The sequence below is a fragment of the Micrococcus sp. genome (assembly GCF_030523875.1).
GTDB lineage: Bacteria > Actinomycetota > Actinomycetes > Actinomycetales > Micrococcaceae > Micrococcus.
The window spans coordinates 1-16,059 of record NZ_JAUNHR010000021.1 but is presented as its reverse complement, the minus strand read 5'-3'; the positions used below and the strand labels follow the sequence as shown (position 1 = coordinate 16,059).

The 16,059-nt window shown below is 74.2% G+C and carries 14 protein-coding genes; 1 reads left to right on the top strand and 13 read right to left on the bottom strand.

Features of this window, described 5'->3' with window-relative positions; genetic code table 11:
• Positions 1-59 precede the first annotated feature (59 nt).
• From Q4D18_RS04500 to hisI, 10 genes are all read right to left on the bottom strand, one after another.
• Positions 60-1,520 (bottom strand): glutamate synthase subunit beta, encoded by a 1,461-nt coding sequence (locus Q4D18_RS04500; RefSeq protein ID WP_303126178.1) that lies wholly within the window; start codon positions 1,518-1,520, stop codon positions 60-62.
• A complete protein-coding gene (gene gltB, locus Q4D18_RS04495) occupies positions 1,513-6,165 on the bottom strand; it encodes a glutamate synthase large subunit (RefSeq protein ID WP_303126177.1) in 4,653 nt (1,550 codons plus the stop codon). Before gltB ends, Q4D18_RS04500 begins: the two co-directional genes overlap by 8 nt.
• Before the next feature lie 167 nt (positions 6,166-6,332).
• The gene (lgt, locus tag Q4D18_RS04490; protein WP_303126176.1) at positions 6,333-7,322 is read right to left on the bottom strand and encodes a prolipoprotein diacylglyceryl transferase; all 990 of its coding nucleotides are present in this window, start codon (positions 7,320-7,322) and stop codon (positions 6,333-6,335) included.
• Between the two features lie 2 nt (positions 7,323-7,324).
• On the bottom strand, positions 7,325-8,122 hold the full coding sequence (gene trpA, locus Q4D18_RS04485; RefSeq protein ID WP_303126198.1) for a tryptophan synthase subunit alpha: 798 nt from the start codon (positions 8,120-8,122) through the stop codon (positions 7,325-7,327).
• Between the two features lie 8 nt (positions 8,123-8,130).
• The gene (trpB, locus tag Q4D18_RS04480) at positions 8,131-9,441 is read right to left on the bottom strand and encodes a tryptophan synthase subunit beta (RefSeq protein ID WP_303126174.1); all 1,311 of its coding nucleotides are present in this window, start codon (positions 9,439-9,441) and stop codon (positions 8,131-8,133) included.
• A 31-nt stretch (positions 9,442-9,472) separates the two neighbouring features.
• Positions 9,473-10,285 carry an indole-3-glycerol phosphate synthase TrpC gene (gene trpC, locus Q4D18_RS04475; RefSeq protein WP_303126173.1) on the bottom strand — a complete coding sequence of 271 codons (813 nt, stop codon included), beginning with the start codon at positions 10,283-10,285 and terminating at the stop codon, positions 9,473-9,475.
• Entirely contained in the window at positions 10,285-10,647 is a 363-nt protein-coding gene (locus Q4D18_RS04470; RefSeq protein WP_303126172.1) for an HGxxPAAW family protein, read from the bottom strand. The genes trpC and Q4D18_RS04470 overlap by 1 nt, the downstream gene beginning before the upstream one ends.
• A 126-nt stretch (positions 10,648-10,773) precedes the next feature.
• Positions 10,774-11,349: a Trp biosynthesis-associated membrane protein gene (locus tag Q4D18_RS04465; RefSeq protein WP_303126171.1), complete on the bottom strand. Its 576-nt coding sequence runs from the start codon at positions 11,347-11,349 to the stop codon at positions 10,774-10,776.
• Positions 11,349-12,905 carry a chorismate-binding protein gene (locus Q4D18_RS04460; RefSeq protein ID WP_303126170.1) on the bottom strand — a complete coding sequence of 519 codons (1,557 nt, stop codon included), beginning with the start codon at positions 12,903-12,905 and terminating at the stop codon, positions 11,349-11,351. The genes Q4D18_RS04465 and Q4D18_RS04460 overlap by 1 nt, the downstream gene beginning before the upstream one ends.
• Positions 12,902-13,279 carry a phosphoribosyl-AMP cyclohydrolase gene (hisI, locus tag Q4D18_RS04455; RefSeq protein WP_303126168.1) on the bottom strand — a complete coding sequence of 126 codons (378 nt, stop codon included), beginning with the start codon at positions 13,277-13,279 and terminating at the stop codon, positions 12,902-12,904. The genes Q4D18_RS04460 and hisI overlap by 4 nt, the downstream gene beginning before the upstream one ends.
• A 39-nt stretch (positions 13,280-13,318) precedes the next feature.
• Here hisI and Q4D18_RS04450 point away from each other — a divergent pair, with 39 nt between their 5' ends.
• Positions 13,319-14,044, top strand: a complete 726-nt coding sequence (locus tag Q4D18_RS04450) for a maleylpyruvate isomerase family mycothiol-dependent enzyme (protein WP_303126167.1) — start codon at positions 13,319-13,321, stop codon at positions 14,042-14,044.
• Between the two features lie 36 nt (positions 14,045-14,080).
• Here Q4D18_RS04450 and hisF read toward each other — a convergent pair whose 3' ends face one another.
• The 3 genes from hisF to Q4D18_RS04435 are packed head-to-tail and all read right to left on the bottom strand — an operon-like array spanning position 14,081 to position 16,058.
• Positions 14,081-14,851, bottom strand: coding sequence for an imidazole glycerol phosphate synthase subunit HisF (gene hisF / locus Q4D18_RS04445; RefSeq protein ID WP_303126166.1), 771 nt, complete (start codon positions 14,849-14,851; stop codon positions 14,081-14,083).
• Between the two features lie 41 nt (positions 14,852-14,892).
• The gene (hisG, locus tag Q4D18_RS04440; protein ID WP_303126165.1) at positions 14,893-15,741 is read right to left on the bottom strand and encodes an ATP phosphoribosyltransferase; all 849 of its coding nucleotides are present in this window, start codon (positions 15,739-15,741) and stop codon (positions 14,893-14,895) included.
• 53 nt (positions 15,742-15,794) lie between these two features.
• Entirely contained in the window at positions 15,795-16,058 is a 264-nt protein-coding gene (locus Q4D18_RS04435; RefSeq protein WP_303126163.1) for a phosphoribosyl-ATP diphosphatase, read from the bottom strand.
• Position 16,059 lies beyond the last annotated feature (1 nt).

Below are 16,059 nucleotides of genomic sequence, written 5' to 3'. Positions count from 1 at the left end.
GCGGCACGCCCGCCCCGGCCGAGGGCGGGCGTCCGGCGCGTCGTCGTGAGATGCATCGCTCAGCCGAGCACGAGGCCGCGGTCGGTCGGCTCGACCGGGTGCGGCAGGCGGGACCAGGACTCGAGGGACTCGTCCACGGCCTGGGCGCAGGCCCGGCCCTCGGCGATCGCCCACACCACGAGCGAGGCGCCGCGGCCGGCGTCGCCGCACACGAAGACGCCGGGCTCGTCCGTCTCGTAGGTGCGGGACCGGGACACCACGCCGCGCTCCACGCGCACGCCGAGCTGGCCGGTGAGGTGCTCCTCCTCCACGCCCGTGAAGCCGAGGGCCAGGAGGACCAGGTCCGCCTTCACCTCCCGCTCCGTGCCGGGCGTCGGACCGCGGGTGCCGTCGGGTCGGATCTCGGTCTCGGCCACGCGGAGGGCGCGGACGCGCCCGTGCTCGTCGCCCAGCAGCTCCACCGTGGAGGCGAGGTGCTCCCGCGCGCCGCCCTCGGCGTCGGCGGTGGTCACCTGGTGCACCCGGGGCACCGTGGGCCAGGGCTGGTGCACGGGGCGGTCCACGGGCAGCTGCTGGCCGATGGCCAGTGTGGTGACGGACGCGGCGCCCTGGCGGTGGGCGGTGCCGATGCAGTCCGCGCCGGTGTCGCCGCCGCCCAGGATCACGACGTGGCGGCCCTCGGCGGTGATCTGGTCGGCGACCTCGTCCCCCGCGCAGGCGTGGTTGGCCTGGACCAGGTAGTCCATGGCCAGGTGGACGCCCTCGAGGCTCCGGCCGGGCACGGACAGCTCGCGACCCACCGGAGCACCGGTGGCCACGATCACGGCATCGAAGCGGGCTTTGAGCGCGTCCCACGTCAGGTCCACGCCGATCTCCACGCCGGTGCGGAACCGGGTGCCCTCGGCCTCCATCTGGGCGATGCGCCGGTCCAGGATGTCCTTCTCCATCTTGAAGTCCGGGATGCCGTAGCGCAGGAGGCCCCCAAGGCGGTCGTCCCGCTCGTACACGGCCACCGTGAAGCCGGCGCGGGTGAGCTGCTGCGCGGCGGCGAGGCCGGCCGGACCGGACCCGACCACGGCCACGGTGTGACCGTTGAGCCGCTCCGGGACCACCGGGTCGAGCCAGTCGTGCTCGAACACCTGCTCGGCGATCGCCACCTCGGTCTGCTTGATGGTCACGGCCGGCTGGTTGATCCCCAGCACGCACGAGTCCTCGCAGGGGGCCGGGCAGATCCGTCCGGTCACCTCGGGGAAGTTGTTGGTGGAGTGCAGGCGTGCCGCCGCCTCCTCCCAGCGGCCGCGGCGGACCAGGTCGTTCCACTCCGGGATGAGGTTGCCCAGCGGGCAGCCGGAGTGGCAGAACGGGACGCCGCAGTCCATGCAGCGGCTCGCCTGGGTCCGCACGACCGCCTCGTCCTGGCGCACGTACACGTCCTTGAAGTCCATGATGCGCACGGGCACGGGACGCGTGGGGCGCTCGACGCGCTCCCGGTTCTTCAGGAATCCGCGCGGGTCAGCCACGGGTCACCTCCAGCAGTCGGTTCCAGACGGCGTCTCCGTCCGGGTCGAGGCCCTCCTCCACGGCGGCGGCCCGGGTGCGCCGCACCAGGTCGAACTGCCGCGGCAGCAGGGTGGTGAAGCGGCCCCAGACGGCCTCGGCGGCCTCGCCGCCGGCGTCCAGGTCCGCCAGGAGCCGCTGCGCGACGGCGGAGCCCGTCTCCTCGCGATGCATGCGCAGGAGCTCGACGATCCGCTCCCGGTCCTCCGTGGTGGGGGCCTCGAGGATGAGGTCGTCGTTCCGCACGGCCAGCGGGTTCAGGTCCGCGCGGTCCAGGTCCAGCACCCAGGCGCGCCCACCGGACATGCCGGCCGCGAGGTTGCGCCCGGTCGGGCCCAGGATCAGCGCCTGGCCGCCGGTCATGTACTCGAGGCCGTGGTCGCCGATGCCCTCGGCCACCGCGGTGGCGCCCGAGTTGCGCACCAGGAACCGCTCGCCCACCTGGCCGCGCAGCAGCAGCTCGCCGGAGGTGGCGCCGTAGCCGATCACGTTGCCGGCCACGGTGTTCTCCTCGGCGGCGAACGGGGCCGCCTCGTCCGGGCGGACCACGATCCGGCCGCCGGACAGGCCCTTGCCCACGTAGTCGTTGGCGTCGCCGGACAGGCGCAGGGTCACCCCGGCCGGCAGGAACGCCCCGAAGGACTGCCCCGCCTCGCCCGTGAGCTCCACCGTGATCGTGTCCGCCGGCAGGTCGTCGGTCAGGCGGGCGCGGGTCACGTGGTAGCCGAGCATGGTGCCCACGGAGCGGTCCGTGTTCACCACGGTGTCCGTGAGGGTGACCGGCTCCCCGGTGGTCAGGGTGTCCCCCAGCCCGGCCAGGAAGCGGTTGTCGATGTGCGCGTCCAGGCCGTGGTCCTGGTAGGTGCCGCGCCGCATCGGCGCGTCGGCCTCCCCGTTCCGGCGGCCCACGGAGGGGTCGGCCAGGATGCCGCTGAGGTCCAGGCCCTCGGTCTTCCAGTGGTGCAGGGCGGCGTCCACGTCCAGCAGCTCGCGGTGGCCGATCGCCTCGTCCAGGCTGCGGAAGCCCAGCTCGGCCAGCAGCTCCCGGACCTCCTGGGCGATGAACTCGAAGAAGTTGACCACGAACTCCGGCCTGCCCGTGAACCGCGAGCGCAGCTCGGGGTTCTGGGTGGCCACGCCCACGGGGCAGGTGTCCAGGTGGCACACGCGCATCATGATGCAGCCGGAGACCACGAGGGGCGCGGTGGCGAAGCCGAACTCCTCGGCGCCGAGGAGGGCGGCCACCACGACGTCGCGGCCGGTCTTGAGCTGGCCGTCCACCTGGACGGTGACGCGCTCGCGCAGGCCGTTGAGCATGAGGGTCTGCTGGGCCTCGGCGAGGCCGATCTCCCAGGGGGTGCCCGCGTGCTTGAGCGAGTTTAGCGGGGAGGCGCCGGTGCCGCCGTCGTGGCCGGAGATGAGCACGACGTCGGCGCGCGCCTTGGCCACGCCGGCCGCCACGGTGCCCACGCCCGACTCGGAGACGAGCTTGACGTGCACGCGCGCCTCGGGGTTGGAGCGCTTGAGGTCGTGGATGAGCTGGGCGAGGTCCTCGATCGAGTAGATGTCGTGGTGCGGCGGAGGGGACACGAGCGAGACGCCGGGCGTGGAGTGCCGGGTCCTGGCCACCCACGGGTAGACCTTGGCGCCCATGAGCTGGCCGCCCTCGCCGGGCTTGGCACCCTGGGCCATCTTGATCTGCAGGTCGGTGGCGGTGGCCAGGTAGAGGCTGGTCACGCCGAAGCGGCCCGAGGCGATCTGCTTGATCTTCGAGCGGCGCTCGGGGTCGAGGAGGCGCTCGACGTCCTCGCCGCCCTCGCCCGAGTTGGAGCGGGCGCCGAGGCGGTTCATGGCGATCGCGAGGGTCTCGTGGGCCTCCTGGGAGATGGACCCGTAGGACATGGCGCCGGTGGAGAACCGGGTGACGATCGACTCCACGGGCTCGACCTCGCTGATCGGCACGGGGGTGCGGTCCTCGGTGCGCAGGCGCATGAGCCCGCGCAGGGTCATCAGGTCCGCCGCCTGGTCGTCCACGCGGCGCGTGTAGTCCTTGAAGACGTCGTACCGGCGCTCGCGGGTGGAGTGCTGGAGCCGGAACACGGTCTCGGGGTTGAACAGGTGGGGCGGGCCCTCGCGGCGCCACTGGTACTCGCCGCCCACCTCGAGCTCGCGGTAGGGGTTGATGTCGTTGCCGTCCGGCGGATAGGCGAACTCGTGGCGGGCCTGGATCTCGGCGGCCACCACGTCCAGGCCCACGCCGTCGAGGGGGCTGGTGGTGCCGGCGAAGTACCGGTCCACGAAGCGGCGGGCCAGGCCGAGCGCCTCGAAGGTCTGCGCGCCCGTGTAGGAGGCCACGGTGGAGATGCCCATCTTGGACATGATCTTCTGCACGCCCTTGCCGAGGGCGGTGATGAGGTTGGCCACGGCCTGCTCGGCGGTGACGCCGGAGATCTCGCCGGTGCGGGCGAGCTCCTCGGCGGACTCCATGGCCAGGTACGGGTTGACCGCGGAGGCTCCGTAGCCCAGCAGCACGGCCACGTGGTGCACCTCGCGGACGTCGCCGGCCTCGACCACGAGGGAGGTCCGGGTGCGGTTGGCGCTGGCCAGCAGGTGGTGGTGCACCGCCGAGGTCAGCAGCAGGGACGGGATGGGCGCCCACTGGGCGGTGGAGCCGCGGTCGGAGAGGACCACGTACTCCACGCCGCGGTGCACGGCCGCCGAGACCTGCTCGCAGATCTCCTTGAGGCGGGCGCGCAGCTCCTCCACTCCCCCGGCCACGCGGTAGGTGCCGGTGACCTTGAGCGCCAGGCGGGTGCCGTCGTCGTCCCGCAGGTGCTGGATCCGGGCCAGCTGGTCGTTGTCGATCACGGGGAACGGGATGTCGATCTGCCGCGTGCGCACCTGCGCCGTGGACAGGACGTTGCCCTGCGGGCCGATGCCGGTGCGCATCGAGGTGACCTGCTCCTCGCGGATCGCGTCCAGCGGCGGGTTGGTCACCTGGGCGAAGGACTGCGTGAAGTAGTCGAAGAGCAGGCGGGGGCGCTTCGAGAGCACCGCCACGGGCGTGTCCGTGCCCATCGCGCCCAGCGGCTCGGCGCCCTTCTCGGCCATCGGCCCCACGAGCACGCGCAGCTCCTCGGCGGTGTAGCCGAAGATCCGCTGGCGCTGCTGGATGGACTCCGCGGAGTGGCGGACGTGCTCGCGCTCCGGCAGGGAGTCCAGGTCAACGAGGTTCTCGTGCACCCACTGCTCCCACGGGCGCGCGGCGGCCGCCTCGGCCTTGACCTCCTCGTCCGCCACGATCCGTCCCTGCGCGGTGTCCACGAGGAACATCCGCCCCGGGGCCACCCGGCCCTTGCGCACCACGGTGGACGGGTCCAGGGGCACGACGCCGACCTCGGAGGCCAGCACGACGAGCCCGTCCCGCGTCTCCCACCAGCGGGCCGGGCGCAGACCGTTGCGGTCCAGGACGGCGCCCACCTGGGTGCCGTCGGAGAAGGAGACGGCCGCGGGGCCGTCCCACGGCTCCATGAGCATGGAGTGGTACTGGTAGAACGCGCGGCGGGCCGGGTCCATGGAGGCGTGGTTCTCCCAGGCCTCCGGGATCATCATCATGATCGCCTGCGTGAGCGGGCGCCCGGAGAGCATGAGCAGCTCGGCGACCTCGTCGAAGGAGGCCGAGTCCGAGCCCATCGGGGTGATCAGCGGGTACAGCTCCTCGGGGACCTCGCCCAGCATCGGGTGGGACAGCTGGCCCTGGCGGGCCCGCATCCAGTTGCGGTTGCCCTTGACGGTGTTGATCTCGCCGTTGTGGGCGATGGTCCGGAACGGCTGGGCCAGCGGCCAGGACGGGAAGGTGTTGGTGGAGAACCGGGAGTGCACGATCCCCAGCAGGGTGGTGAAGCGCTCGTCCGAGAGGTCCGGGTAGAAGGGCTCCAGCTGCGCCGTGGTGAGCATGCCCTTGTAGACGATGGTCCGCGAGGACAGCGACGGGAAGTAGACCCCCGCCCGGTTCTGGGCGCGACGGCGCAGCCGCCACGCGCGCACGTCCAGCGACTGGCCGGGCTCGTCCCCGGCCTCCCCGTCCGCCAGGGAGAGGAAGACCTGCTCGAACGCGGGCATCGCCGCCCGGGAGCCCTCGCCCAGCACGGACGGGTCCGTGGGGACCTCGCGCCAGGCCAGCACCTCGAGCCCCTCGGCCCGTGCCAGCTCCTCGACGGCGGCCCGGGCCTGCTCGCGCTCGGCCCCCTCGCGGGGCAGGAACGCGGTGCCCGCGGCGTACTCCCCCGCCGGCGGCAGCTCGACGTCGAGGACGGCGCGGAAGAGGCCGTCGGGGATCTGGGTGAGCAGGCCGGCGCCGTCGCCGGTGCCCTCGTCCGCGCCCACGGCGCCGCGGTGCTCGAGCGCGCGCAGCGCGGTGAGGGCGTGCTGGACGATGTCGTGCCCCGGCTCACCGCGCAGCGTGGCGATCACGGCCAGGCCGCAGTTCTCGGTCTCGCGGGCCGGGTCGTAGAGGCCCTGGGCCTCGGGGAACGCGGCGAAGCGGACGAAGGGATCGCCCGACGCGCCCTGACGGGGCGTCGGCGCGGACAGGGTGGCATCGCTCATGGAGCCGTCCTTTCCGGTAGCACGGGTGCACGGGCGGGGACGGCGTCGGCCCCGGCCTCGGCGGCGTGGGCCGCCGGGTCGGCACGACGCTACACCGGGTGTGGCGCGGCCCACGTTCCATGCCGTCGGATGACGTGACCATGACGGCCCCCGACGCGTGCCGGCCCTCAGACGGGGTCGGACCCGCCCCGCGCGGGGGCGGCGTGCTCACCGGCCGCGGAGTCGGCCGGGACCGCCGGGGCCTCGGCGTGCGGCGCGTGGCCGGGCAGCCAGACCGGGTCGTGCGCGCGGGGGCCCACGGCGGCGCCGCGGTGGCGGGCCAGGATGAGCGTGAGCATCGCCACCGAGAGGGCGAGCAGCAGCAGCGAGGTCCACACGTTCAGGCGGGCGGTGACGCCGAACAGGGTGACCATCTCGGCGTCGTCGATGCGCAGCGCCTCGATCCACACGCGCCCGAGGGTGTACCAGGCCACGTAGGCCCACAGCATCGCGCCGCGGCGCAGCCGGAGGGTGCGGTCCAGGAGGAGCAGCAGCGCCACGCCGGCCAGGTTCCAGAGCGACTCGTAGAGGAACGTGGGATGGAAGAGCGTGTCCGCCGGCAGGCCGGCGGGGAAGTTCGGGTGCTCGGGGTCGATCCGCAGGCCCCACGGGGCCGTGGTGGGGGCGCCGAAGAGCTCCTGGTTGAACCAGTTGCCCCACCGGCCGATCGCCTGGGCCAGGAGCACTCCCGGGGCGACGACGTCGGCGAACGCCGTCAGGCGCAGCCCGTACCGGCGGCACGCGATCCACGCGCCCACCGCGCCCAGGGCCACGGCGCCCCAGATGCCCAGGCCGCCGTTCCAGACGTACAGGATCCGCACGGGGTCGCCCGTGCCGTCGAAGCCCGGCCCGAAGTACCGGTCCGGCGACGAGAGGACGTGGTAGAGCCGCCCGCCCACGAAGCCGAAGGGGATGGCCCACAGGGCGATGTCCAGGACGCGGCCCTCCGGTCCGCCGCGGGCGGCCCACCGCCGCTCGGACAGCCACAGGGCCACCACGATGCCCAGGATGATGCACAGCGCGTACGCGTGGATCTTCACCGGTCCGATCTGGAACCCGTCCCAGGCGGGCGAGGGGATCGCGGCGAGCGGAGCCAGCGTGAGGGCGGCGCCCGCCACGCTCAGGCCTCCCTGGCGGTGCCGGTGGCCAGCTCGCGGGCGAGGGCCCCGACGGCGTCCGGGCCGCCCTCGCGCAGCGCCTTGACCAGGGCGGTGCCCACGATCGCCCCGTCGGCGTAGGCGCCCACCTCGGTCACGTGCTCGGGCCGGGAGATGCCCAGGCCCACGCACACGTGCTCGGCGCCGGCGGCCTTGGCGCGGGCCACCACGGACTCCGCCGCGGAGGACACCTGATCGCGCGCGCCGGTGACCCCCATGACGGACACCCCATACACGAAGCCCCGGGAGGACTCCACGGCCAGCGCCACGCGCTCGTCCGAGGACGAGGGGGCGGTGAGGAACACGCGGTCCAGGCCGTGGCGGTCCGAGGCCTCGAACCACTCCGCGGCCTCCTCCGGCACCAGGTCCGGGGTGACCAGGCCGGCGCCGCCGGCCTCGGCGAGCCGGCGGGCGAACTCGTCCACGCCCATCCGGTTTACGAGGTTCCAGTAGGTCATCACGACGACGGCGGCGTCCGTGCGCTCGGTGATGCGGCGGACCACCTCGAACACGTCTCGCGTGCGGAAGCCGTTGCGCAGGGCGACCACGGTGGCGTCCTGGATCACGGGCCCGTCCATCACGGGATCGGTGTAGGGCAGGCCGATCTCGATCACGTCCACGCCGTTGCGGCCGAGCTGGACGGCCGCCTCGACGGAGTCGTCGATCGTGGGGTAGCCGGCCGGGAGGTAGCCGATCAGGGCCGTGCGACCGGCCCGTCGGGCCGCGTCCAGGGCGGCGCCGGTCTTCGAGTGCGGGGTCATCTGCTCGCTCACTGCTCCACTCCGGGGTCCATCTCTTCCAGCGGGTCCTTCTCCTCGTCCGCCTCGCCGAGGCCGAACCAGGCCGCGGCCGTGGCCACGTCCTTGTCGCCGCGCCCGGAGAGGTTGACGATGATGATCCGCTCCTCGCCCTCGGGGGTGTGCTCCCCCACCAGGCCCTCGTCCGCCCAGCGGCGGGCCAGGCGCAGGGCGCCGGCCAGGGCGTGGGCCGACTCGATGGCCGGCATGATGCCCTCGGTGCGGGTCAGGCGCAGCAGGGCGTCCATGCACTCCGCGTCCGTGACCGGCTCGTACGTGGCACGGCCGGTGTCGTTCAGGAACGCGTGCTCGGGACCCACGGCGGGGTAGTCGAGGCCGGCGGAGATCGAGTGGGAGTCGATCGTCTGGCCGTCCTCGTCCTGCATCAGGTACGTCCGGGCGCCGTGCAGCACGCCGGTGCGGCCCAGGGTGATGGAGGCGGCGTGGCGGCCGGTCTCGACGCCGTCGCCGCCGGCCTCGAAGCCGTACAGCTCCACCTCCGGGTCGTCCATGAAGCCGTGGAACAGGCCCATGGCGTTGGAGCCGCCGCCCACGCACGCGGCCACGGCCGCGGGCAGCCGCCCGGTCTGCTCGAGCACCTGCTGGCGCGCCTCCTCGCCGATCACCGAGTGGAACCAGCGGACCATCGCCGGGAACGGGTGCGGGCCCGTGACGGTTCCCAGGAGGTAGTGGGTGGTGTCCACGGAGGCCACCCAGTCGCGCAGCGCCTCGTTGATGGCGTCCTTGAGCGTGCGGGCGCCGATGGTGACCGGGACGACCTCCGCGCCGAGCATCTGCATGCGCGCCACGTTGAGCGCCTGGCGCCGGGTGTCCTCCTCGCCCATGTACACCGTGCACTCCATGCCGAACAGGGCGGCGGCCGTGGCCGTGGCCACGCCGTGCTGGCCCGCGCCGGTCTCCGCGATCAGGCGGGTCTTGCCCATCCTCCGGGCCAGCAGCGCCTGCCCGATCACGTTGTTGATCTTGTGGGAGCCGGTGTGGTTGAGGTCCTCACGCTTGAGGAACACGCGCACGCCGGGGCTGTCCGCGGCGAAGCGCGGCGCCTCGGTGAGCAGCGAGGGGCGGTTGACGTAGTCGCGGTACAGGCCCCGCAGCTCCTCGAGGAACTCCGGGTCCTCCCGCGCCGCCTCGTAGGTCTCCGTGACCTGCTTCAGGGCCGCCATGAGCGACTCCGGCATCCACTGCCCGCCGTAGCGGCCGAAGTACGGTCCGGACTGGCCCTGGAACGGGCCCTCGAAGTCGATGGACGGCTGGCTGCTCATGGGGTTCCCTCCTGAAGGGGGTCGGGATCGGTCAGCGGACGATGAGGGACGCGGCGCGGAGGGCCCGCAGCGCGTCGGCGGGGGCGCCGTGCTTCACGAGGGCCTCGCCCACCAGGACGGCGTCGGCGCCGGCGGCGGCGTACTGCCGCACCTGCTCCTCCGACTCCACCCCGGACTCGGCCACGCGCACCACGTCCTCGGGCAGGTCGCCGGCGAGGGCCGCGTAGCGGGCCGGGTCGACGTCGAGGGTCTTGAGGTTCCGCACGTTCACCCCGAGGATCCGGGCGCCCGAGGCCACCCCGCGGGCGATCTCCTCGGGGGTGTGGGCCTCGACGAGCGCGTGCATGCCCAGGGACTCGGCGAGCTCGCGGAACCCACGCAGCTCGGCGTCGTCGAGCGAGGCCACGATGAGCAGGACCAGGTCGGCGCCGTGGGCGCGCGCCTCGAGGATCTGGTACTCGGTGACCATGAAGTCCTTGCGCAGGACCGGCAGCGTCACGCGCCCGCGCACGGCGTCCAGGTCCGCGAGGCTGCCGCCGAAGCGGCGGCCCTCCGTCAGGACGGACACGACGCTGGCGCCGCCGTCCTGGTAGGCGGCGGCGAGCTCGGCCGGGGCCGCGATGTCCGCCAGGGCCCCCTTCGAGGGACTGCGCCGCTTGACCTCGGAGATCACGCGGATGCCGGCCGGGTCGGTCCGTCCGCCGGCGAGCGCGGCCAGGGCGTCGAGCGGTGCGGGGGCCTGCTCGACCCGCTCGCGCAGAGCCGCCTCCGGCAGTGCCGCCCGGCGCTCGGCGAGGTCCTCCCGCACCCCCTCGACGATGGACTCGAGGACGCTGGGAGTCATCAGTGACCGGCGCGGCGGGTGCGGGCGTCGTCGACGTCGCTCGCGTCCTCGCTCACGCCGCGGCCGGAGAAGCGGCTGCCGAGCAGGCCGGCGGCCGCGCCGAGCACGAGCAGGGCGACGCCGATCCAGATGAGGATCTCCCACGAGGCCAGGAGGCCGATGCAGCCCAGGGCGAAGCCGACGATCGCCAGGATCGCCATGGCCCAGCCCGCGGGGGTGTTGCCGTGGTCGGGCTTCTGCTTGTGGGTCGGGTCGTTGAGGACGCGGCCGTCCTCCGTGATGACGACCTCGTCCGTCGCGGGGCCGGCGGTGTGCGCCCCGGCGCGGGCGGCGTGGTTCACGGTGGCCTCGGTGTGGCTCATGGGAGTCCCTCGTTCGGTTGTGCTCGTAAGGATGACGACGTCCGCTCATTGTGCCACGGACGGGGGCGGCGGAGCCGGGGGTGACGGCGGACAGGCGCGCAGGGGAGCGCCCGGGCCCCGCAGGGCTCAGGTGGGGTCCTCGCCCCGGGAGAGCTCGTCCCATGCGTCCATGCGGTCCACGGGCCCGCGGCCGCGGGCCTGCGTGGACGCCGGACCGGTGGGCCCGACCGACGGCGCCTCGTACCGGCGGGACTGGGCCCACCCCCGGCCGACGACGAGGGCGAGGACGCCGAGGGCGAGGGCCAGGGCGCCGCCGAGCGCGGAGACCCACGGCCACGCGGAGACGGCGTAGCCGGCCGCCGGCGCGGTGGTGCCGGTGACCTCGGCGACGGCGCCGGCCGCGGCGGCGGCCGGGTCCAGGGCGGCGGTGACCGACGTCGAGGCGATCACGGCCCCCGAGAGGACCATGACCAGGCCCACGAGCACGGTCCCCACGCGACGCGCGGTGGTCAGCGCCAGGGCGGCGGCCATCACCACGAGGGCCAGGGCGGCGCCCACCGGGGAGACCCGCCCCCCGGAGGCGGTGGCGGAGGCCACGGAGGAGCCCTGCAGGCCCGTGGCGGTCACCCAGGTCTGGGCGGTGGCGGCAAGGACCAGCACGCCGGCGACGAGCGCGCCGAGGACGACGGTGCGGCGGCGCATCAGGCGCTCCTCAGCTCGCCGGCGGTGAGGACCGCCCGCAGCGGGGCGGTGGCCTTCGTGACCGTCTCCGCGGTCTCCGCCTCCGGGTCCGAGTCCGCCACGATCCCGGCGCCGGCCTGGACGTGCGCCCGGCCGCCGCAGAGCGTGACCGAGCGGATGTTGATGGCCATGTCCATGTTGCCGGCGAGGTCGAAGTAGCCCACCACGCCGCCGTAGGGCCCGCGCTCGGTGGGCTCCCACTCGTCCAGCAGCTGGAGGGCACGGGGCTTCGGCGCGCCGGAGAGCGTGCCCGCCGGGAAGGCCGAGCGCAGCACGTCCAGGGCGGTGATCCCCTGCCGCAGCCGGCCCTCGACGTGCGAGACCAGGTGCAGGATGTGGCTGAACGCCTCGAGCTCCATGAACTGCGTGACCTCCACGGAGCCGGCCTCGCACACGCGGGAGAGGTCGTTGCGGGAGAGGTCCACGAGCATCAGGTGCTCGGCGCGCTCCTTCTCGTCCTCCTCGAGCTCCTTGCCCGCCAGCCGGTCCCCCTCGGCGGAGCCGGTGCGGCGTCGGGACCCGGCGATGGGGTGGGTGACCACGTGCCGGTCCTCGACCGTGACCAGGGCCTCGGGCGAGGACCCGACGATCTCGTAGGGCTCGCCGTCGGGGGTCTCGAAGGAGAACAGGTACATGTACGGGCTCGGGTTGACCATGCGCAGCACCCGGTAGACGTCCACGCCGGAGGCGGCCGTGTCCACGGACAGGCGGCGAGAGACCACCGCCTGGAACACCTCGCCGTCCCGGATGGCCTCCTGGGCCCTCCCGACGGCGGCCCGGAAGCCCTCGGCGCCCCAGCGGTCCTCCGCCTGGGCGGCCACCTCGTCCGCGTCGGCGTCGAGCCAGCGGCGGGAGACCTCGTCCACCGGGTCCTCCGCGCCCGAGCGCAGCCGGGCGAGCATCGCGTCAAGGCGGGCGACGGCGTCGTCGTAGGCGCCCTCCGCGCCCGTGGCCAGGCCGTTGCCGTTGATCGCCAGGGCGATCAGCGTGACGGTGCCGTCCGTGGCGTCGTGGACGGCGAGGTCGGAGATCAGGTCCATCGCCAGCATCGGCAGGCCCAGGTGGTCCTCGGGCGGGTGCGGCAGCCGCTCCCACGCCCGCACCACGGGCCAGCCGAGGAACCCGGCCAGGCCCGAGACCAGGTGCGGCAGGTCCGGTCCGACGCTCGCGCGGGCGTCCGTGCCCAGCAGGCGCAGGGTCTCGGCGAGCACCTCGAGCGCGTCCCCCTCGCGGGGCAGGCCCTCCGGGACCTCCCCCTGCCACACGGCCTCGCTCCCCCGGGCCGTGAGCGTGGCCACCGAGCCGGCCCCCACGAAGCTGTACCGGGACCACGCGGCGCCCGGCGCGGCGGACTCCATGAGGAACGTGCCCGGCCGGGAGCCGGCCAGGCGCCGGTGCAGGGCCAGGGGGGTCAGCCCGTCCGCCAGGACCGTGCGGACCACGGGGATCACACGGGAGCGCTCCGCCAGCCGCAGGAACTCCTCACGCGAGGGCGTCACGCCGGGCGCCGCCGTCATCGGGCCGCCCCCTCGTCCTCGACGCCGGCCGGGGCCGGCAGCTCCCGGCCCGCGAAGCACGAGGCCGTGCCCGTGTGGCAGGCCGGGCCCGTCTGGTCCACCCGCAGCAGGAGCGTGTCGCCGTCGCAGTCCGCGGCCACGGAGACCACCCGCTGCAGGTTCCCCGAGGTCTCCCCCTTGCGCCACAGCTCGCGGCGGGAGCGGGACCAGTAGGTGGCCCAGCCGGTCTCCAGGGTCAGGCGCAGGGCCTGCTCGTCCATCCACGCCATCATCAGCACCTCCCCCGTGTCGTGCTGCTGGGCGATCGCGGGGATCAGGCCCCGGTCGTCGTAGGTCAGGGGCGGCAGGTCGACGCCGGGCGCGGTGGGGCTCATGGCAGTCCATTCTACGGAGGCCGCGTGTACCGTGGTCGCATGCTCCCTGTCCCCTCCGCGCCCGGCCGCGGGACGCCCGACTTCGCCGCGGCCTCCCGTGCCGCGCTGGTCGAGGCCCTGATCGCCGCGGGCCCGGGGATGCCCACGCTCTGCGAGGGCTGGCGCACCGAGCACCTGGCCGCCCACATCCACCTGCGCGAGACCACCGCCGCCGCGGGCCTGCTCCTGCCCGGGCTGCGCGGCCGGCTCGAGCGGCGCACCCGGGAGCTGGGCGACGCCCACGCCACCGACCGCACCTTCGCCGACCTGGTGGACCTCGTGGAGCGCGGCCCCATCGAGGAGCCGGAGACCGGAGGACGCCTGCGCCGCGGCGCCGTGCGCCTGGCCGCCCGGGCCCGCCGCAGCACGCCCGGCCGCCGTGTGGCCGACCAGGTCAACCTGCTCGAGTTCTTCGTGCACACCGAGGACGTGCGCCGCGCCCAGGGTCGCTGGGCCCCGCGGATCCTCGCGGACGACTACGCGGACACGCTGTGGACCCAGCTCGCCCAGCAGGCCGGACAACTCTACCACGACGAGGACACCGGGGTGCGGCTCGAGCGGCGCGCCCGGCCCGCCTCCCGCACGGACAACACGCCTCTCACCCCGCGCACCGCGCGGGACGGCGAGCCCACCGTGCGGATCGTCGGCCCCGTCGGGGAGCTGGCCCTGCACGCCTTCGGCCGGCGCTCCGCCGCCCTGGTCCTCGAGGACCGCCGCCCCGCCTGAGCGGGTGTCAGCGCACCGCCCCACCAGGGGCGCGCGTCACCGCACGACGTGCCCGGCGGCGCGCAGGGCGTCCTTGATCCGGGTCAGCATGTCGTCCGGGCCGAAGTGCAGCATGGACGCGGCCAGCACCGCGTCGGCCCCGGCCTCGACCGCCGGCGGGAAGTGCTCCGGCTCCCCCGCGCCGCCCGAGGCGATCAGCGGCACCGTGGTGGCGGCCCGGACGTCCCGGATCATCTCCAGGTCGAACCCCGCGCGGGTGCCGTCGGCGTCGATGGAGTTCAGCAGGATCTCCCCCACGCCGCGCTCCGAGGCCTCCCGGCACCACGCGACCGCGTCGATGCCCGTGCCCTTGCGGCCGCCGTGCGTGGTGACCTCGTAGCCCGACGCGCAGCGCGGGTCCTCGGTGCGCCGCGCGTCCAGGGACAGCACCAGGACCTGGTTGCCGAACCGCCGGGTGACCTCCTCGATCAGCTCGGGACGGGCCACCGCCGCGGAGTTCACCGACGCCTTGTCCGCGCCGGTGCGCAGCAGTCGGTCCACGTCCTCCACCGAGCGGACCCCGCCGCCCACGGTCAGCGGGATGAACACCTGTTCGGCGGCCCGCGTGACCACGTCGAACATCGTGGCCCGCTCCCCCGTGGTGGCGGTGACGTCCAGGAAGGTCAGCTCGTCCGCGCCGAGGGCGCCGTACCGGGCGGCCAGTTCCACGGGGTCGCCGGCGTCGCGCAGGTTCTCGAAGTTCACGCCCTTGACCACGCGGCCGGCGTCCACGTCGAGGCAGGGGATGACGCGTACGGCGACGCTCATGGGGGCTCCTTCGCGGGGGCGGGACTCGGTGACGGGGCGGGTCAGAGGCGGATGGCGTGGATGGCGGAGACCAGGATGCCGCGGGCGCCGAGGGCGTACAGCTCGTCCATGACCCGGTTCGAGTCGGACTTGCGGACCATCGAGCGCACGGCGACCTGGGACTCGTCCTTGAGCGGGGAGACGGTGGGCGACTCCAGGCCCGGGGTGACGGCCACGGCGCGTTCGAGGAGGTCGCGGCTGATGTCGTAGTCGATCATCACCCAGCGGCGGGCCACGAGCACGCCGGTGAGGCGGCGCAGCAGCACGTCCAGGCCCTCCGGGCGGGCTCCGGCGCGGCCGATGAGGATGGCCTCGGAGTCCAGGATCGGCTCGCCGAAGGTCTCCATGCCGGCGGCGCGCAGGGTGCTGCCGGTCTCCACGACGTCGGCGATCGCGTCCGCCACGCCGAGCTGCACCGAGGACTCCACGGCGCCGTCCAGGTGGACCACCGTGGCGTCCAGGCCGGTCCGCTCGAGGTAGTCGGAGAGCAGGCCGTCGTAGCTGGTGGCGATCCGCTTGCCGGTCAGCTCGGCGGCGGTTCCGAACGTCCCCACGGGGGCGGCCAGGCGGAACACGGAGCGGCCGAAGCCGAGCGCCATGATCTCCTCGGCGGTGTCCTCCACCTGGGCGTCCGCGAACAGGTCCCGGCCGGTGAGGCCGACGTCGAGGGTGCCCTGACCGACGTAGACCGCGATGTCCCGGGGGCGCAGGTAGAAGAACTCCACGTCGTTCTCGGGGTCCACGAGCACCAGCTCGCGGGAGTCGCGCCGCTGGCGGTAGCCGGCCTCCAGGAGGATCTCGCGGGCGGACTCGGACAGGGCGCCCTTGTTGGGCACGGCGATGCGCAGCACTGGTGTCTCCTGGACGGTGGGGAGGACGGGGGTGGGGACGGGACGGACGGCGCTCAGAGGTGCCGGTAGACGTCCTCGAGGCTGATGTCCTTGGCGATCATCATGGTCTGCAGGTGGTAGAGCAGCTGCGAGATCTCCTCGGCGGCCTCGTCCTTGGTCTCGTACTCGGCGGCCATCCACACCTCGGCGGCCTCCTCCACGATCTTCTTGCCGATCGCGTGGACGCCGGCGTCCACCTGGGCGACGGTCCCGGAGCCCTCGGGGCGCTCCTGGACCTTGCGGGTCAGCTCGGCATGCAGCTCGTCGAAGGTCTTCACG